The sequence below is a fragment of the Streptomyces sp. NPDC033845 genome (genome assembly GCF_055576225.1).
Genome location: NZ_JBVIRI010000004.1, coordinates 366,423 through 385,507, shown reverse-complemented (window position 1 = coordinate 385,507; position 19,085 = coordinate 366,423). Strand labels below are relative to the sequence as shown.

Here is a 19,085-nt window from a genome sequence, read left to right as displayed (position 1 = left end):
GTTCAGAACCCGACGTCGGTGAGCAGCTCGTCGACCGCCCGGGACCACGGGAGCTTCCCGGCGAGCTCGACGCGGAGCTTTTCCGCCTCCGCGAATCTGGCATCCCGGTGCATCAGCACGTCGTTGATCATCCGGGCCCAGGTCTCGGTGTCGGTTTCCAGCTGGCCCTCCATGGGGACGACGTACCGGGCGGCGCGTTCCTCGTCTTTGAGCACGTCCTTCAGCAGCCTTCCGAGCCCGCTGGGCTCGGAGAGGAGCACCGGGGTGCCGGCCTTCACGGCCTCCTGCCCGACGAGGCCGAAGCCCTCGGCCCGGGAGGGCATGATGAGGAGGCTCGCCCTGAGGAGGTCGCTCTGCAGGTCCTCGGGGTCCGTGGTGTAGGGGCGCAGGACGATGCCCAGCCGCCCGTTGTCCGCCCATGCCCGCAGCTGCCCCATCTGGCCCTCCGCCAGTTCCTCGGGCACGCCCCGGACCACGAGTTCGATCTCCGGCAGCGCCTGGGACAGGGCGCGGCGCCAGCGCGCCACCCGCCCGCAGGCCTTCGCCGCGATGTCGAGGCCCTTGAGGTGAGCGTCCTCGGCACGTCCCATCAGCAGGATGGTGAGCGGCTCCCCCTTCGGGATCTTGCGCAGGCGGGGGTCGGTGAGGTCGAAGCCCGGGTCGAAGCGCAGCGGTTCGACGTCCTCCGGCCTGGACAGGTGACCGGTGAAGCGGTTCCACAGTCGGGGTCCGACCGCGACGAGCCGGTCCGCGGCCCGGCCGAGGCTCAACTCGATCTTCTTCCGGCTGTCGGCTCGCTCCATGGCGTCGTGCTGCCGGTCGAGTTTGAGCCACTCGGTCTCGTCGGGGTCCATGTGGACGAAGTGCAGTTTCTTCGGATTCACCCTCGCCAAGGCCTCCGCCTGGGCCTGGGCGGCGGGACCGGTGATGCGCCCGTGCCCGATCACCAGATGGGGAACCACGCCCTCGGGCAGCTCCAGCGGACGCATCATGCTGACCATCTCGGTGTCTCCTGGCCGGCGCTGGCATGTCAGGACCTTCACTCCGGCCTTGTCGGCCTTCGCGACCTCCGCGGCGTCGGCCTGCAGGACGAGGCACAGGACAGTGACCCCTTCCCGGGCCAGGGCGAGGCAGAGCTCGCGGTTGAAGGTGCTCAGCCCGCCGTGCGCGGATCCCCATTCGGTGGCGACGACCAGGGCGGTGCACCGCCGCCCGCCGGGCCGGTCCGTACGTGGCGCCGGGGCCGCGGTCCGCGCCGAGACGGATTCCCGTTCCGCGGCCGGCGCCGGGGCGGGTGCCGCGCCGAGGTAGGAGGCGAACTCGGCCGAGAACAGTCGGACGGAGTCGCCGTCACGGATGAACACCCCCTTGTTGAGAAGGACTTGGACGCTCTCGGCGGCACTGTCGGGGATCTCCTCGCCACAGGCGACCGTGCGGAGCAGTGCGGCGCCGTGCCCGGACAGTTCCAGTTCGACCTGCTCGATGAGGCGGTCGAAGTACGTCCGGAAGGCCGCGGTCTCCAGCTCGTACGCCTTCGGGACGTCGACCGTGCCGGTCGTCAGGGACTCCTGCACCACCCTTCTGCACAGGATCCCCAGGAGGTACGGGTGGCTGCCCGACCGGGCGAGGAGCTCCGGACGGACCGCCTCCAGGTCGATCCCGGCGGCCGCCGCCGGGGCGAGGAACTCGGACACCTCCTCGGGTTCCAGCAGGCCCACATGGCACCGGTAGGACATGACGCCGTCCAGACGTGACCCGCCGGCCGCGTCCTCCTCGATCTCGAAAACCGAGCGGCGGGAGAGCGTCACCAGCCCCATGGAGTACTTGGTTTCGGTGACGAGTGAACGCAGCAGCTGGTAGCCGGAGAGGTCGACCAGCACCCAGGACGCGCGGTCGAACTCGTCGAGGACGAGCAGGACGTTGCCCCCTCCCGAACGGACGGCGGCGAAGTAGCTGGTGACGGCGTTCTCCAGGTCGTACCAGCCGTGCGCGTTCCGTACGTTGGCATCCAGCCGGTCCAGGCCGGGCAGGTCCGGGAACCGGGCGGTGACCGCGCTCGTGAGGGCACGGAAGAGACCGAAGACGGAGTCGAGCTCCACCACGGAGAGCCGGACGACCGCGAGGTCGGTGCGGCCGATCCGGCGCAGCGCCTGCTCGACGACGCTGGTCTTGCCGAACTTCAGCTGCCCGAGGACGCTGAGGGTCCTCGGCCGCCCTCCGGTGCTCCACACCGCCTCGATCTCGTCGACCGGTCCGGTCCGCTCGACGAAGCCCTCGCCGGCCGGCTCCCCGCCCGCGCCGTCGTACGGGTTCACAGTGCTCACGGGCGTCCCTTCGCGGCAGGGCGGTACCGCCGCAGCCATTCCTCGAACAGTCCTACGACGAACTCGTACCGGTCGCCGACCCGGCGGACGACCTCGCGGGAGACCAGGTGGTCCAGGAGTTGTGGGGCGAGCTCCCCCTCGTGGCACCGCCGGATCCCCTCGGGCGATGCGGGCCCGTCCGCGCAGGCCCAGGCCACGGCGACGAAGGCGGCGCTCAGTTGCTCGGCGGTCCAGCGCTCGTCGCCGGCGTCGGGCGAGTCCAGACCGTCGAAGTCCCTGTGCTCCAGCTTGTCCAGCAGGTGCTGCTTGGCCTGGCGCACATCGGCGTCCGTGGCCCAGGTGGCCCGCTCCTTGTTCATCTGCTGGACGAGCTGGAAGCAGATCTTCTGGATGTAGAAGGGGTTCCCGCCGGTGAGCCGGAGGATCTCGTCGACGGCCCGCTCGTGATACCGGGTGACCGAACCCTCCGCGGTGGCCAGCAGGATCGGCCGCCGGATCAGTTCCCGCGCGTCGGCCTCGGCCAGGTAGGTGACCCGTTCGAGGCCGAGGACGCCGAAGGCGTTCGGGTCCTCCTCGATCAGGCGCTCCACCTGGTTCTGCCCCACCAGCACCAAGTGGAACAGCCGGCATTCGGCGATCGCCTTGAACGTCTGCATGAAGGACGGCGGGACGAGCTCGCTCCGGATCCACAGGTCCACGAACTGGAACTCGTCGATGACGACCACCCAGGGCGGGCAACCGGGCCGGGCGGCCCGGTACTTCCGGAAGAGGCGGGCGCAGTCACCGACCGGGTCCGGGCTCTCGATCAGTGTCCTGCGGTCGAAGCCCTCGGGGATCAGGCGGCGTCCGTCCTTGATCGTGTCGTCGGCCCCCTCGATGATCCGCCACAGCAGGGTGCCCAGCAGGTTCGCCTGGACGATCCGGCTCTCCTCCTCGTTCTCGGGCTTCCCCAGCGGCCCCAGTGGGCCCAGGTTCCCTGCGTTCACCACCGGTAACCCGTCGATCGTCGAGAGCCTTCGCATCAGCTCCTCCGCGATCGAGGACTTGCCGGTGCGCTTCTGGCCGAAGAAGGCGACGCAGGCCCCCGGTTCGGACACCTCGCACAAGGTGGTGCGCACCTTGTCGATCAGTTCGTCCCGGCCGAAGAGCATGGCGGGGTCCTTCAGCGGCAGTCCGGTGTTGCCGTTCGAGTAGGGGTTGGGATGGATCTTGCGGTGGCCCCGGTCCAGCGGCAGGGTCAGTGCGACCCCTCGGGCACCCGTCTCCACGCCGTCGCGCAGCCGGTACCGCAGCCCGACCACCACCGTGATCTCGGCGAGATCCTGTGCCCCCTCCGCGAGCTCCAGCCGCACCAGCACGGTGGTCGCCGCCCCGCCCGGCACCGGTGCCGGCACCTCGGTCCGCTCGTGGACCGGGACGAGGACGGCCGGATCTCCCGAGTCTCCCGAGTCTCCCGAGAGGGTGAGCCAGGCCTCCTCGACGGGGGCGCTGCGCTCGTCCTCGTTGGCCACCTCGACCGGCACGGTGACGGTCCGGCCGACGATCCGGGCGGCGGGCAGGGCCGGGGCGATCCGGGGCCGGGGCGGGTGTTCCCGGACCAGCCGGCTCCGGTGCGCCGCCACGAGTTCCTCGATCCGTACGGCAGCGGGCTCGGCCAGCTCCACGGACAGCTCCGTCGGGGCGGCGCGCACGGCGTCCCGCACCATCCCCGCCTGCCGGGCCGCGGCCCGCAGTGCGGCGTCCCGCTGGTCGAAGGGCGCGCACCGCAGGAACTTGTCGAGCCGGTCGAGCGCCCGGCCGAGCCCCTCCAGTTCGGGAGCCATCGGCGGCCCCTGCTCCAGCCGTTCGGCCACCAGTTCCCGGGCGTGCAGCAGCGGTTCGGCCTCCAGTTCCAGCCGGGCCAGGCCGCTGAACTGGTGGACGAGCTCGCGGCGCTTGCGGTGCCACGCGTCGACGGCGGTGTCCCAGTCGGCCACGCTCTCAGCCCCTCGCGGACCGGTGCCGAGGGCCTCCCCCGTGCTCCGGGCCAGTTCGGTGTCCCCGCGCAAGGCCTCGGCGACCAGCAGGGCTGCCTTGCGGTGCGTGGCGGCCAGGGGGACCAGCAGCGGGGTGGCGTGGGCGTCCGCCTCGCGGCAGGCGGCCCGGACCGCCTCCGCGCACTCCTCCCGGTCCGCGGGGTCGGCGGCCGAGCCGAGGTAGGCGAGGCAGGCGGCCCGTACGTCGGCGGCGTCCGGCCGGTCCGGGTCGAGGTTGCGCAGTGCGGCGAGGGCCAGCTCCCGGGAGGAGACGAGGCTCCGTCCGCGCAGGGCGTGCGCCAGGGCGATCAGGCCCTTGAGGCGGTGGGCGGCCGCCGCCCGGTGGTGGCCCCCCTCGGCGGCCAGTACGGCGGCCGAGAAGAGGGCCTCGGCGTCCGCCTCGGTGGACTCGTGGCCGGCCCGCGAGCGCGTCCGTGCCAGCAGCGAGTCGATCTCGTCGGGTCCGACCGGCCGTCCGCCGTGGCGGGCCCGCGCCAGCAGCTCCTTCGCCGGAGCCGAGCGGCCGCTCTCCACGAACGCGGTCAGCGGGTCCGTGGTGTCCCCGGCACCGGGCTGCGGGCGTCGCCGGGACAGCATCGGGCGCAGCTCGGGGTCGATCTGCGGGCTCACCTCGGCGCAGTCGCGGGCCAGCCGCAGCGTCTGCTCCGTACCGCGCCGGAGGCAGGCCTCGATGAAGAGGCTCGCGTCCGAGGAGGCGGCCCAGGCGAGGATGATGTCCCTCCACCGGGATTCCTCCATGTGCTCGACCAGCGGCCGGACGGATCCCTGGGTGCGGATCTGCTCGGCGGCGAGGTAGTCCTGGAAGCCTCGGTGGGCGAAGGCCAGGTCGCCCCCGGGCCGCCGGACCAGGACGCCGTCTCCGACGATCACGTCCAGGAACTGCTCCGGTCGCAGGGGGCTGGACTTCCGCAGGGTCTGCCGGATCGTGTGGACGCACTCGGCCTCGCTCGCCCGGTCGAGCCCGTCCTCCGTCATGGCCAGGGCCAGTACGCGCAGGACCGCGGCCTTCCGTGCCGCGGACAGGTCCGAGGGGTCGCCCTCGGTGCGGTGGGCCTCCAGGAGCAGGCGTCTGAGCAGCTCTCCGTAGAGGACCGCCGGGCTGCTGGGCAGCGTGCGGGTCCGTTCGTGGACGCGCACCAGCGCGGCGATCAGCGCCGGGGTGCGCACCAGCTCCAGCAGCTCCCGACGGGCGCGCAGCGCCGCCCGGTCCAGATGGGGCAGCCGACGCCTCAGGTACTCGGTGATCTGCTCGTCCGTGAGGGGCTGGAGGGTCAGGGTCGTGGCATCGACTTCGGGCAGCCAGCGGTCCGGCAGGCTCCGGGTGGTGACCAGGAAGTCGTTGCGCGGATACTTCGCCACCTGCTCCGTGAGCCAGCCCGACACATGGCCCCGCAAGCCGGCCGGGACCTCGTCCAGCCCGTCCAGCAGCACCAGGCACCGTCCCTCGCGCAGGCGCCGCCCGAACCACCGGTCCCAGGCGCCGCCCGGACTCTCGCCGAGAGAGGCGCCGACGAGCCCCACGAGGTCCCCACCCGAACCGGGCAGGGTGGCGGGGACGCAGTCCGGCAGGTTCAGCAGGACCGGGATCTCCCTGGGCGGCTTCAGCTCGCCCCCCAGGACCTGTGCCGCCAACCGCTTGACCAGGTAGGTCTTGCCGTCTCCCGGGGCTCCGACCAGGGTCAGGACGACCGGCTTCGGCTTCGCCAGGTAGGACGAGAACGGCCGGTGCCCCGGGCGCACGGGATCGGCGACCTCCCGCTCCGGCAGGAGGTCCTCCCGGGACAGCTGCTCGGATCCTCCCGGGTCCGGGCCCAGGCTTCCGGTCCCGGTGCCCACGGGGACGGGGAAGCACAACTCCCTGATGCGGAGCAGGTAGCGCAGCTCGATGCCGCTCTGCCGGCGCGAGCGCCGCAGGGCGATGACCCCGGCCACGAGGCCGGACGCACCGGTGGCCGCGGCGGCCACCGCCGCCGCCGCGGCTCCCGCGGCCAGCGACGAGGACAGGGCGACGGCGGCGGCCGCCGCGAACCCTCCCGTGACGCCGAAGACGACATCCGAATCCACCCGCTTGGCCACACAGCCCCCCGATCCCCGCCGTCCCGGCCGCCACCCCGGCCGCGTCCTTCATACCGGTTGCCCGGGCCGGCGGTGGGCCCAATCCCCTTACTCGACCCGCCCGGTACTTCTCCCTGGTCTATGCCCGGCGACTTGAGGGCCGCCGGGGTGGGGGTACGCGCCAATCGCGTGCGCCGGGGTTCACGCCAGGCGTACTCCCATCCGTCACAGGGGTCCCACCCCACCCCGGGCGGCACCGCCTGTAAGCTGCTTGTACACACCGCGTGACCGTTCGTCACAGGATCATCGCGGGACCTTCACGGGGCACACACTTCCGGCCGATCCGCCGCGCCCCGCCGCCGGCGGGGGCAGACGGCGGACCGGGCGACTGCCTAGCCTCCGGGCCATGCGATCTCCCCTGAAGAGCCGTCTCGGCCTCGCCACCGTCCTCGCCTTCGCCCTGGCCCTGTTCGGCCTCGCGCCCGCCGCGAGCGCCGACCCCGCCCCGGCATCGCTCTCGTTCTCCACCAGCTCCGCCACCGCCACCCCGGGCGGCACGGTGAACCTCTCGATGACGCTCACCAACAACAAGACCTACGACATCTGGTTCGTGTACCAGACGATCACCCCGACCTGGCTCACCACCCAGCGCCCCGACCTGAAGTACAGCTTCACCGGGTGCAGCCTCTCGACCGCCTCCGGCCCCGTCTCCTGTGCCGGCACCGGCCCGTCCGACCTCGGCGGCAACTACGGCGCCACCATCCCGCCCGGCCAGAGCCGCACCGTGACCCTGACCCTCCAGGTGGCAGCCGATTCCGGCTGCAACGGGAACATCGGCTTCTACTCCTACTACTACGCCGAGTTCAGCGACAGCACCAGCACGAGCGGCGGTCCGGTGTTCACCCCCGAGACCCGCGTGACCTGCGCCTGACGGACCCTCAGGCCCCGTTCCGGCAGGCCCTTCGGGCCGCCGGGACGGGGCTCGCGCGCGTTCCGGCGGGCGGGTCGTCCGGCAAAGCGGGTGCAAGAGTTACCCATAATTTTCCGCCGGGTTTCGCAACTTCACCACGAAAGCTACACAGAGGCACCACCATGTGACCCGACGGATGCGTCGACGACCGGTTCCTGAGGGGGGCACCGGCGCGGCGCACGGGGGTGCGTGCGCTTCGCGCGAGCCGCGAACCCCTTTCCCGGGGAGGGGAATTTCACCGCATGAAGCGAAGCAGGCGCAGCATCCGCACCACCGCGTTATCCGTGGGCGCCCTCATAGCCGCCCTCGGCCTGCCGGCCACCGCGGCCCAGGCCGACACCCCCGCACCCCGCGTGGACCTGCGGGTGCTGGTGGTCACCGACGGCGGACCGGCGGTCCAGGCCATCGCGGCCGAACTGGAGTCGTCCGGCACCCCGTACACCCAGATCGACCTGACCCGGGCGGACCGGCCCACCATCGACCCGGCCTTCCTGGCCGACACCGTGGACGGCCGGCCGCGCGCCAAGTACCAGGCCGTGGTGCTGCCCAACGACAACCCGTTCGCGGCCGGTTCGGCCGAGATGGCGGCCCTGACCGCATACGAACAGACGTACGCGATACCCCAGGTGGACGCCTACACCTACGCCCGCCCCCAGGTGGGCCTGCAGTACTTCGTCCCCGGCGGCTACGCCGGCAGCGTGGACGGGACCCAGGCCGCCGTCACCTCGGCCGGCCGCTCCGGACCCTTCGGCTACCTCAAGGGCGCCGTGCCCTTCGAGGACAACTCCCCGACCGTGGGCGAGAGTTACGCCTATCTGGCCCAGCCGGCGGCCGGCGCGGACTTCACCACCTACGTGGACGCGCCGATCCCGGGCAGCAACCGCCGGGGCTCCCTGGTGGGCGAGTACCGGCACGACGGCCGCCGCGAACTCGTCGTCACCTTCGTCTACAACCGCTACCAGCAGCAGTACCGGCTGCTGGCCCGCGGCATCGTGGAGTGGATGACCGGCGGGGTCCACCTGGGCTCCTCCCGCAACCACTTCTCCGTCCACGTGGACGACGTCTTCGCCGCCGACGACCGCTGGGACACCCAGCTCAACTGCACCCCCGGCGACGTGGACTGCGCCAACGGCGCCGGCACGCCCAACCCGATCCGGATGACCGCCGCGGACGCCGAGTACGCCAAGACCTGGCAGAGCGGCCGCGGTCTGACCCTCGACATGGCCTACAACGGGGCCGGCAGCCTCGACCAGCGCGAGGACAACAACGGGGTCGACGAGCTCGCCGACAAGCTCCAGGCCGACCGCGACCAGTTCCGCTGGATCAACCACACCTACACGCACGCCTTCCTGGGCTGCGAGCAGAACACCACGGTGGTGCCCTGGCGGTGCGCCACCAACGCCAACGGCAGCACCCGCTGGGTCAGCCGGACCGCCATCGAGGACGAGATCGCCCTCAACCGGGTCTGGGGCCAGTCCTTCGGCCTGCCGCTGCAGAACGACGAGCTGGTCACCGGGGAGCACTCCGGGATGGCCGTCCTGCCGCAGCAGCCGCAGGACAACCCCAACCTGGCCCCGGCGCTGAACTCCAACGGGATCAAGTGGCTGGCCTCCGACAACTCCCGTGACCCCGAGCAGCGTTCGGTCGGCGCCGCCTCCACCGTCGCCCGCTACCCGATGAACGTCTACTACAACGTCGGGACGGCCGCCGAGGCGGTCGACGAGTACAACTGGATCTACACCTCCCGGGCCCAGGGCGGCAGCGGCATCTGCGAGGACCACGCGGACACCACCACCTGCCTGCCCGCACCGCTGGACCCGGCCACCGGCTACGCCGGCCACATCGTGCCGCAGGAGATCCGCACCGCCCTCGGACACGTTCTGGCGGGCGACCCCAAGCCGCACTTCATCCACCAGTCCAACCTGGCCGAGGAGCGCCTCGCCTACCCGGTGCTCAACGGGGTCGTCGACGGCTACAACGCCCTCTTCGAGGCCAACACCCCGCTGGTCAACCCGCGGATGAAGGACATCGGCGCCGAACTGCGCCGCCGCGGCGCCTGGAAGACCGCCGTCCAGTCCGGCCAGGTGAACGCCTACCGGATCGGCGACACCGTGACCGTCACCGCACCGAACGGTGTCGACGTGACCGCCACCCTGCCCACCGGCACCACACGGGGCGGTGCCGCCTTCGGCAGCCCGTACGCCGGCCGGGCCTCCGGCTGGACCGCATCGGCCGGTACGCCGCTGACGTTCGCCCTGCCCGCCTCGGCACCCGCGGCCCCGGCCGCCCCGGCCGCGGCCCGGCACGTCCCGGCGACCGTCCCCGCCCCGGGCACCCGGGTTCCCGCGGCCGTGCGCGAGGACAGCGCGGGCACCGACCGGCGCTGACCCGGCGTACGCCCGCAGGTCCCGGCCGCCGCAGCGCGGCCGGGACCGACCCACCACCCCCACACACTGGCCGTGGAGCCCCCGCATGCACGTTCATCCCGGCGCGCGACGCATCGGCGCGACGCACGTCACCCTGCTCACCGAAGGCACCTACCCGCACAGTCACGGCGGCGTCAGCGTCTGGTGCGACCAGCTCGTCCAGGGCATGCCGGACATCGACTTCCAGGTCATCGCGGTCACCGGAACCGGCCGCGAACCCGTCGTGTGGGACCTGCCCGGACACGTCCTGGGCGTCACCTCGGTCCCCATGTGGGGCGCACCGCCGGAAGGCCGCGCCCCCCGAGGACGCGCCCAGCGCCGGCTGTCCGAGGCCTACGAGCAGTTCCTGACCGCACTCCTCGACCCCCGCGCCGAGGCCGGGTTCGGCCCGGCCCTGTACGCCATGGCGCGCGCCGCCGCCGAGGGGGCACTCAGCCCCTTCCTCCGCGGGGACCACGCCATCGCCGTCCTCGCCGGGGTGTGGAACCGCCCCGGGCTCGCGGTCCGCGAGGCCCGGCCCACCCTGCACGACGCGCTCACCGCCACCTCGCTGCTGGAGCACGCCCTGCGCCCGCTGGCCTCCCCGCCGCCCGAGCACGGGGTGGCGCACGCGGTCAGCGGCGGGGTGGCCGTACTCCCGGGACTGGCCGCGCTGGACCGGCACCAGGTGCCCCTGCTGCTCACCGAGCACGGGGTCTACCTGCGGGAACGCTATCTGGGCTACCGGACGGCGCCGTACCGCTGGCCGGTCAAGGCCGTGGTGCTCGGCTTCTTCCGGCTGCTGGCGGAGGAGAGCTACCGCCGGGCCGCCCTGATCACCCCCGGCAACCGGTACAACCGGCTGTGGGAGGAGGAGGGCGGCGCCGACCCGCAGGCCATCCGCACGGTCTACAACGGGGTGGACCCGGCCGCGTTCCCGCCGGCCGGCCCGGAGCCGGCGGCCCCGACCCTGAGCTGGGCCGGCCGGGTCGACCCGATCAAGGACCTGGAGACCCTGATCCGGGCCTTCGCGCTGGTCCGGGAGCGGATCCCGGAGGCCCGGCTGCGGCTGTTCGGCGGCACCCCGCGCGGCGGCGAGGCCTACCGGGAGCGGTGCGAGGCGCTGGCGGCCGAGCTCGGGCACGCCGACGCCGTCACCTTCGAGGGCCGGGTGGACGACATCAAGGACGCCTACGCGGCGGGCAACGTGGTGATGCTGTCCAGCATCAGCGAGGGCTTCCCGTTCACCCTGATCGAGGCCATGTCCTGCGGGCGGGCCACCGTGTCCACCGATGTGGGCGGGGTGCGCGAGGCGGTGGGCGACGCGGGTCTGGTCGTGCCGCCCCGCGACCCCGCCGCGATGGCGCGGGCCGCCCTGGAACTGCTGGGCGACCCGCCGCGGCGGGCGGCCATGGGCGAGGCGGCCCGGCTGCGGGTGATCGAGCAGTTCACCCTGCGCCAGACCATCGACACCTTCCGGTCCATCTACCTGGAACTGCCCGAGCTCGACCGGGCCGCGCGGACCTCCCGGACCGCCCGGACCCCGCAGCCGGCGACCGCCGGCCTGGTCCCGGTCACCAGCCCGGTCACCCCGCTGCCGCTGGAACCGCTGCCCGCGCAGCCGCTGCCCGGCCGGACCGGAAGCATGGCCGGATGAGCGGGCCCATCTCCCTCGAACCGGGCGGCTCGCACCAGGACACCCTGGCGCTGCGGCTGGCCGAGCCCGGCACCCGCGCCCCGCGCCGCCGCTGGGAGTCCACCCTGGCGCTCCGGCTGCCCGGCGGATTCGGCCCGAACGAGGAGGAGGTCAGCCGGCTCGCCGCCGATCTCGCCGACCGGGTCGGCCCCGCCGTCCATCCCTACGAGGTGGCCGCGCTGCTGGAGGCGGAGGGCCTGTCCGCCGACGTGATCCGCGAACGGTACGGGCACTCCAACATCTTCTCCCTGGCCACCGCCCTCTACGAACGGGTGCCCCGGGTCTTCCCCGAGCCCGCCCGGGCCGCCGCCGACCCCTGGCGGCCGGACCATGTGCGCTGCCTGCTGCGGGGAGTGCTCTTCGCCCTCCCCGGGCTGGCCTATCTGCTGACCGCCCCGCTGTGGGACCCCGGCCGGCAGGCGGCCGCGCTGGTCACCGCCGGCATCGTCTCCTGGGCCTGGGGGCAGGCCCTCGGCCACCGGGCGTACCTGCGGATGGTCGCCGGACGGCGGGAGGCCGCCCGGACCCTGCTGGTCGGGGCCCCGGCCGGGGCGGTGCTGGCCACCGGGGCGGCCGCGGCCGTGTCCGGGGGCGCCCCGGTGACCTGGGCGGCCGCCGCCCAGTCGGTGTACCTGGCGGCCGCCGGGGTGCTGCTGGTGCTGGGCCGGGAGCGGATGCTGCTGGGGGCGCTCAGCCCGCTCCTGGTCGGGGCCGCCGCGCTGGCCTGGCGGGAGCCGGGCACCCCGGCCCGGGTCGGGCTCCCGGCGCTGGCCCTGCTCGCCACCCTCGCGGCCACCGCCTGGGCGCTGCGCGCCGCGTACGCCGTCCCGGCCGCCGGGGACCCTGGGGGCCGGCCGCCGCTGCTGCGGTCCCTGCCGTACGGGCTGTTCGGGCTGTCCGCGGCGGTGCTGGTGCTGCTGGAGGGGCGGCAGGAACCGTACGCGGTGATCGCCCTGACCGTGAGCATGGGACCGGCCGAATGGCTGCTCTACCGGTTCCGCGGGCTGTCCGTCGGCGCCCTCGGCGCCGCCGCCACCCCGCTGGGGTTCCTGCTCCGCTCGGCCGGGGTCCTCGGATTCTGCCTCTGCGCCTATGTGCTGCTCCTGCTGCCGGTGGCGCTGCTGACCGGAGCCGGGCCGGCCGCGCTGATGCTGCTGGGGGCGGCGCTGTGGACCGCGCTGCTGCTCCAGGCCTTCGGGGTGGCCTGGCCGCCGGCCCTGATCTGCCTGCTGGCGGCCGGCGGGGCGGGGGCCGCCACCGTGCTCGCCCCGGTGCCGGAGCCGGAGGTCCTGGGCCCGGCCTTCGGGGCGGCCGCCGCGGCCCTGGCCGGATGCGCCCTCTGGGTGCTGGGCCGCCCGGCCCGGCACTCCTGACCCCGGCTCCACGACCTCTTCCCACTCGCCCGAACCGCGAACACCGAACCGCGACCACTGAACCGCGACCACTGAACCGCCACCACTGAACCGCCACCACGTCGAAAGGCACACTCAGTTGACCTCCGCACCGCTCGCCGCCGTCACCGGGGCCGAGGGCTTCATCGGCTCCCACCTCACCGAGGCCCTGGTCGCCCGGGGCCTCCGGGTCCGGGCCATGGTCCAGTACAACTCCTTCTCCTCCTACGGCTGGCTGGAGACCCTGGCGCCGGAGGTGCTGGACCGGGTCGAGATCGTCCTCGGCGACGTCCGGGACCCCGGGCCGGTCCGCGGGCTCCTCGAAGGCGCCGAATCCGCCTACCACCTGGCCGCGCTCATCGCCATCCCGTACTCCTACCGGGCGCCGCACAGCTATGTGGACACCAATGTGACCGGCACCCTGAACGTGCTGGAGGCGGTCCGGGCGCTCGGCACCCCCCGGCTGGTGCACACCTCCACCAGCGAGACCTACGGCACCGCGCAGACCGTGCCGATCACCGAGGACCACCCCATCAACACCCAGTCCCCGTACGCCGCTTCGAAGGCCGGCGGGGACCGGCTGGCGGACAGCTACCACGCGAGCTTCGGCACCCCGGTGGTGACCCTGCGGCCGTTCAACACCTACGGTCCGCGCCAGTCCATGCGCGCGGTCATCCCCACCGTCATCGGGCAGGTCGCGGCCGGGGAGCGCACCATCACCCTCGGCGACCTGCGGCCCACCCGGGACTTCAGCTATGTGAAGGACACCGCCCAGGCCTTCCTGGCGGCGGGCACCGCGCCCGCCGAACAGGTGGTGGGCCGGACCTTCAACTCCGGTACCGGGGGCGAGATCTCGGTCGGTGACCTGGTCGCGCTGATCGGCAAGGTGATGGAGGTGCCGATCGACGTCCGCGAGGACCCCGACCGGCTGCGGCCCGCCGCCTCCGAGGTGATGCGGCTGGTCGCCGACGCGAGCCGGCTGACCGCCGCCACCGGCTGGCGGCCGGCCCACTCCCTGGAGCAGGGCCTGGCGGCAACCGTGGAGTTCTTCCGCGATCCGGCGAACCTGGCCCGCTACAAGACCGGCATCTACAACATCTGACGGCCGGTGCCGCCCGCCACGGGCTGCGCACACCCCACGAACCGAAATCCCCACGTCACTCAACGTCCAAGCGACCCATGAGGAGACCGACCCATGTACGCAGTGATACTGGCAGGCGGCAAGGGCGTCCGGCTGCGGCCCTACACCACGGCCCTGCCGAAGCCGCTCGTCCCCATCGGGGACCAGCACGCGATCCTGGAGATCGTGCTGCGCCAGCTCTCCGGCGCCGGCTTCACCCGCTGCACCATCGCCATCGGCCACCTGGGCGAGATCATCCGCGCCTATGTCGGGGACGGCTCGCAGTGGGGCATGCAGATCGACTACGCCACCGAGGAGAGCCCGCTGGGCACCATGGGGCCGCTGCTCAACCTGCGGGACCGGCTCCCCGAGCACTTCCTGGTGATGAACGGCGACGTCCTCACCGACCTCGACTACGCCGACGTGCTGCGCAGCCACGAGGAGTCCGGGGCCCCGCTGACCATCGCCACCTACCCCCGCAAGGTCCACATCGACTTCGGGGTGCTGACCACCGACGCCAGCCGGGTGGTCGGGTTCACCGAGAAGCCCAGCATGGACTACCACGTCTCGATGGGCGTGTACGGCCTCAGCCGGTCCACCCTGGACAGCTACACCCCCGGTCTGCCGCTCGGCTTCGACGAGCTCGTACTGGACCTGTTGGACAGTCAGAACCTGCCGCACTCCTATCCGTTCGACGGCTACTGGCTGGACATCGGGCGCCCGGACGACTACGACCGGGCCAACGCCGAGTTCACCAGCCGCAAGTCCCTGCTGCTCAAGGGAGCCTGAGCACGTCATGCGCATTCTCGTCCTGGGCCGGACCGGCTATCTGGGCGCTCATGTCGCCGAACGCCTGCGCGCCCTCCCGGGCGCACAGGTGTTCGGTGGCGGCCGCTCCTCCGGTGCCGAGTTCGGCATCGACCTCGCCACCGACGGGCCCGACCGGCTCGCGAGCACCCTGGCCGCCGCGGCACCCGACGCGGTGGTCAACTGCGCGGGGGCGACCGGCGGCGACCCCGTCACCCTGGCCGAGGTCAACGCCCGGGGACCGGCCGTGCTGTGCGCCGCGCTCCGCACGGCGGCGCCCTCGGCCCGGCTGGTCCATCTGGGCTCGGCCGCCGAGTACGGTCCGGGCGAGCGGGACACCCGGGTCGCGGAGTGGTCCGCGACCCGCCCGGTCGCCCCGTACGGCGCGACCAAGCTGGCCGGGACGGTGGCGGTGGCCTCCTCCGGGCTGGACGGGGTGGTGCTGCGGGTGGGCAACCCGGTGGGCCCGGGGGCCCCGCCGAGCGGACTGCCGGGCCGGATCGCCGGACTGCTGCGCGGGGCCGGACCGGACCCGGAGGCGGTGCTGCGGCTGGGCGACCTGTCCGCGTACCGCGACTTCGTGGACGTACGGGACGTGGCCGAGGCGGTGGCGCTGGCCGTCGCCGCCCCCGGACCGCTGCCGCCCGTGCTGAACATCGGGGCCGGCCGGGCCGTCCCGGTCCGTGAACTGGTGCGCCTGCTCGCCGGGTTGGCCGGATTCCGCGGACGGATCGAGGAGGAGGCGGCCGGGTCGGCCCGGTCGGCCCAGGTGTCCTGGCAGTGCTCGGACATCACGGCCGCCGGAGACGCCCTCGGCTGGCGTCCGGTCCACCGGCTGGACCAGACGCTCGCCGCACTGTGGGCGGCGACCGAGCCGGCCGGCAACGGCACCCCATGAGCCTGCTCGTCCCGCTGTACGTCCACCCCGCCGAGGACCCGGGTGCCTGGCACGAGCTCATCACGGGCGCGGCCGGCACCTACGGGGTGGTGCTGAACCCCGCCGACGGGCCGGGCGCCCGGCCCGACCCGGCGTTCGCCTCGGCGGCCTCGGCCCTGCGGGCCGCCGGCGCCCGGGTGCTCGGCTACCTGGACGCCGGCTACGGCTCCCGCTGCCGGGCGGAGATCGTCCAGGAACTGCTGCGGCACCAGGAGTGGTACGCGGCCGACGGCTGCTTCGTCGACCGGGTGCCGGCCACCCGGGAGGGGCTGGCCGACTGCCGTCGGCTGGTCCGGGCGCTGCGCCGCTCCGGGGCCGGCACGGTGGTGCTGAACCCGGGCGTCCACCCGATGGCCGGATACGCGCGCCTGGCGGACCTGACCGTCACCTTCGAGGGACACTGGTCCACCTATGTCTCGGCGTTCACCCGGCCGGCCTGGACCACCAGGTATCCGCCCGAGCGGTTCTGCCATCTCGTCTACGGGGTGCCCGAAGCGCTCGTCCCGCTCGCCGTCCGCACCGCACGGGAGCGCGGAGCGGCGGTCTCCGGACCGGTCACCGGCGAACTCCCCAACCCCTGGAACCAGTTGACCCCCGCACTCACCGGGAGGGAACGATGAGCCGCACCCTGCCGGCCCGCCTGGGCCTGCTGGCCCTGCTGACGGCCCTGACCCTGGCGGGCTGTTCCTCCGGGGACGGCCCGCCCGCGCCGGACCCGAAGCCACCGACCGCCACCCGCGGCGGCGGCGGTCCGGGCCCCACGGGCTCCCCGTCCGTGCCGCCCACCGGCACCCCCGGCTCCCCCTCGGCCGCTCCCCCGGGCTCCCCGTCCGCCGGCCCGCCCTCGGGCACCGGCCCGGCCCGGCCCGGGACCTCGGCCGCGCCGGGGAACCCGACGGCCCCGCCGGCCGAGGCCAAGGGGCGCTGGCGGCCCAGGCCGGGGCTGGCCTGGCAGTGGCAGCTCGACGGGAAGTCCGACCCGTCCGTGGACGTCCCCGTCTACGACATCGACGGGTTCGAGAACTCCAAGGCCGATGTGGCCCGGCTGCACCGGGACGGCCGCAAGGTGATCTGCTACGTCAACGTCGGCGCCTGGGAGGACTTCCGGCCCGACCGGAACGCCTTCCCCGAGGAACTCCTCGGCCGGCCGAACGGCTGGGACGGCGAACGGTGGCTGGACATCCGCCGGCTGGACCTGCTTCGCCCGCTGATGGAACGGCGGTTCGACATGTGCCGCGACAAGGGGTTCGACGCGGTGGAGCCGGACCTGATGGAGGGGTACGGCAACCGCACCGGCTTCCCGCTGACCGCCGCGCACCAGCTGGCGTACAACCGCATGATCGCCGGGATCGCGCACGCCCGCGGTCTTTCGGTGGGCCTGAAGAACGACCTGCCGCAGATCCCGCAGCTGGTCCGGTACTTCGACTTCGCGGTCAACGAGGAGTGCGCCCAGTACGGGGAGTGCGCGGCGCTGACCCCCTTCATCAAGGCGGGCAAGGCGGTGTTCCACGTCGAGTACGAGGGATCCACCGCGGGCTTCTGCCCGGAGTCCCGTCAGCTGGGGCTGTCCTCGATGCTGAAGCGGCTGGAGCTGGACACCTGGCGCAAGCCCTGCTGATCCGCGCCGCCCGCGGGCCGTTCCCGTCAGCCGGGGACGGTCCAGCGGGCGTCCGGCGGGCGGACCCCGGCGCACCGGGGCAGGCCCCGGGCGTCGGTCAGCCCGAGCGCGACCTCCGCCGCCCCGGCCGCCACGGCCCCGGGCGGGAGGTCGGCGAGCGGTAGTTTGGCGCGGCGGAACATGGTGAAGGAGCCGCCCTCCGGCCACTCGCCCCAGGTGAGATAGAGGAACCGGGCTCCGCGCGGGCCGTGCACATGGGGGCCGCGGAAGTCCCAGCCGCCGTCCGGGGCGGCGACGGCGTCCACGGTGAACTCCCAGACGGCTTCCCCGGCGTCCCCGGGGACGGCGCCCTCCGGTTCGCCCCGGCACTGCACCGCGACGTGCACGTCGCCGAACCCTCCGCAGTCGCGTCCCGGCAGGTCCCGGCCGACGACCCTCAATGACAGCAGTGGCATGGCGCCACTCTGCCATGCGTCTCACGGAGCGGATAGCAGCCGGCATATGCGGCATTTTCGGGGGCATTCTTGCGCGAATGCAGCCCTGTAGGGCTTTGATCGCTCGAATTCAGGAGGTGTTTCCATGGCGGTGGTGGTGCTCCGGCAGGTCCCGGAGGCAGGCCCGGACGGCGTCGGTTCCGCGCTCGCCGCGGCGGGCCTGGCGGTTCTGACCGTCCGCGTCTGGGCGGGGGAACCGGCCCCCGCCGACCTCGCCGGGATCGACGGCCTGCTGGTGCTGGGCGGCCCGGTCCCCGGCGGCCCCACGGCCGGCGCCGACGCCGATACGGGTGCCGGTGCCGGGCCCCTGCTCCGGGAGGCGCTGGCGGCCGAGGTGCCCGTGCTGGGCGTCCGGGCCGGCGCCCTGCTGCTGGCCGCGGCCGCCGGCGGCGGCCCGGCCCCGGCGGGCCCGGCCGACTCATGGGAGGTCCGGTGGCCTTCCTCAGCCGGCGGGCCACCGCCTGGGAGGAGCGGTTCGGCTACCAGACCCCGGCCTACGAGGCGGCCGTCGCCCGGATGCGGCTCCGCCCCGGCGGGCGGGCCCTGGACCTGGGCTGCGGCACCGGGCGGGCCATGCCCGCACTGCGGGCCGGGGTCGGGCCGGCGGGCAGCGTGCTCGGCATCGACCTCACCCCGGCCATGCTCTCCGCCGCCGCCCGGCACGGCCGCACCCGCTACGGACAGCTGCTGGCGGCGGACTGCACCCGGCTGCCGCTGCCCGGCTCCCGGGTGGACGGCATCTTCGGCGCGGGGCTCCCGGACCACCTCCCCGACCCGAGGGCCGCGCTGCGCGAATGGGCGCGGGTCAGCGCCCCGGACGGCACCCTGCTGCTGCTCCACCCCTCGGGGCGGGCCGAACGCGCCACCCGGCACGGCCGCCCCCTGGACCCCGGGGACCTGCTCGCCGAACCGAACCTGCGGCCCGCCCTGGACGCCACCGGCCGGCGGCTGGCCGAGTACGAGGACGGCGCGAACCACTTCCTGGCCCGCGCCGTCCCGAGCTCCGGCCCCCTGGAGACCTGACCGAAGGATCGGCGCACATAAGCTGTCTTCCTCCAGAACTGGCTCGCATATGCCACTCATTCTGGCCAGTCGGCCTCTTGAATGATTGACTGACCTCGGGCACCGGCCCTCCCGGCTGCGGGGCGGCTCTCGCCGCCGCGGAGGGGACCGGTGCGGGAAGTGCCCCCGTGCGCCGTTCGCGGTGTTCGGCGCACGGGGCCTTCCACCGG

Annotated in this window: 13 protein-coding genes; 10 read left to right on the top strand and 3 right to left on the bottom strand. The window is 73.8% G+C overall.

Going from position 1 to position 19,085, the window contains the following annotated elements; genetic code table 11:
• Positions 1-2: 2 nt before the first annotated feature.
• Entirely contained in the window at positions 3-2,324 is a 2,322-nt protein-coding gene (locus ACZ50K_RS11490; protein WP_468900749.1) for a glycosyltransferase, read from the bottom strand.
• Positions 2,321-6,436, bottom strand: a complete 4,116-nt coding sequence (locus tag ACZ50K_RS11485; RefSeq protein ID WP_468900746.1) for an NACHT domain-containing protein — start codon at positions 6,434-6,436, stop codon at positions 2,321-2,323. Before ACZ50K_RS11485 ends, ACZ50K_RS11490 begins: the two co-directional genes overlap by 4 nt.
• Before the next feature lie 385 nt (positions 6,437-6,821).
• On the opposite strand from ACZ50K_RS11485, the gene ACZ50K_RS11480 reads away from it, so the two are divergent.
• The 9 genes from ACZ50K_RS11480 (at position 6,822) to ACZ50K_RS11440 (ending at position 17,359) form a co-directional block, all read left to right on the top strand.
• A complete protein-coding gene (locus ACZ50K_RS11480) occupies positions 6,822-7,346 on the top strand; it encodes a hypothetical protein (protein ID WP_468900743.1) in 525 nt (174 codons plus the stop codon).
• 281 nt (positions 7,347-7,627) lie between these two features.
• Positions 7,628-9,772 carry a hypothetical protein gene (locus tag ACZ50K_RS11475; RefSeq protein WP_468900741.1) on the top strand — a complete coding sequence of 715 codons (2,145 nt, stop codon included), beginning with the start codon at positions 7,628-7,630 and terminating at the stop codon, positions 9,770-9,772.
• Between the two features lie 85 nt (positions 9,773-9,857).
• Positions 9,858-11,447 (top strand): GT4 family glycosyltransferase PelF, encoded by a 1,590-nt coding sequence (gene pelF / locus ACZ50K_RS11470; RefSeq protein WP_468900738.1) that lies wholly within the window; start codon positions 9,858-9,860, stop codon positions 11,445-11,447.
• A complete protein-coding gene (locus ACZ50K_RS11465; RefSeq protein WP_468900735.1) occupies positions 11,444-12,859 on the top strand; it encodes a hypothetical protein in 1,416 nt (471 codons plus the stop codon). The genes pelF and ACZ50K_RS11465 overlap by 4 nt, the downstream gene beginning before the upstream one ends.
• Before the next feature lie 118 nt (positions 12,860-12,977).
• Entirely contained in the window at positions 12,978-13,979 is a 1,002-nt protein-coding gene (locus ACZ50K_RS11460; protein WP_468900733.1) for a GDP-mannose 4,6-dehydratase, read from the top strand.
• A gap of 93 nt (positions 13,980-14,072) precedes the next feature.
• On the top strand, positions 14,073-14,786 hold the full coding sequence (locus ACZ50K_RS11455; protein WP_468900731.1) for a nucleotidyltransferase family protein: 714 nt from the start codon (positions 14,073-14,075) through the stop codon (positions 14,784-14,786).
• 7 nt (positions 14,787-14,793) lie between these two features.
• The gene (locus ACZ50K_RS11450) at positions 14,794-15,702 is read left to right on the top strand and encodes an NAD-dependent epimerase/dehydratase family protein (RefSeq protein WP_468900728.1); all 909 of its coding nucleotides are present in this window, start codon (positions 14,794-14,796) and stop codon (positions 15,700-15,702) included.
• Complete coding sequence (locus ACZ50K_RS11445; protein ID WP_468900725.1) at positions 15,699-16,361, top strand: spherulation-specific family 4 protein; 663 nt, start codon at positions 15,699-15,701, stop codon at positions 16,359-16,361. The genes ACZ50K_RS11450 and ACZ50K_RS11445 overlap by 4 nt, the downstream gene beginning before the upstream one ends.
• Positions 16,358-17,359: an endo alpha-1,4 polygalactosaminidase gene (locus tag ACZ50K_RS11440; RefSeq protein ID WP_468900723.1), complete on the top strand. Its 1,002-nt coding sequence runs from the start codon at positions 16,358-16,360 to the stop codon at positions 17,357-17,359. Before ACZ50K_RS11445 ends, ACZ50K_RS11440 begins: the two co-directional genes overlap by 4 nt.
• A gap of 26 nt (positions 17,360-17,385) precedes the next feature.
• On the opposite strand, the gene ACZ50K_RS11435 is transcribed toward ACZ50K_RS11440, so the two are convergent.
• On the bottom strand, positions 17,386-17,814 hold the full coding sequence (locus ACZ50K_RS11435) for a DUF5990 family protein (protein WP_468900720.1): 429 nt from the start codon (positions 17,812-17,814) through the stop codon (positions 17,386-17,388).
• 471 nt (positions 17,815-18,285) lie between these two features.
• Between ACZ50K_RS11435 and ACZ50K_RS11430 the strand changes: the two genes are divergently transcribed.
• Positions 18,286-18,876 (top strand): class I SAM-dependent methyltransferase, encoded by a 591-nt coding sequence (locus ACZ50K_RS11430; protein WP_468900718.1) that lies wholly within the window; start codon positions 18,286-18,288, stop codon positions 18,874-18,876.
• The last annotated feature ends 209 nt before the right edge of the window (positions 18,877-19,085 follow it).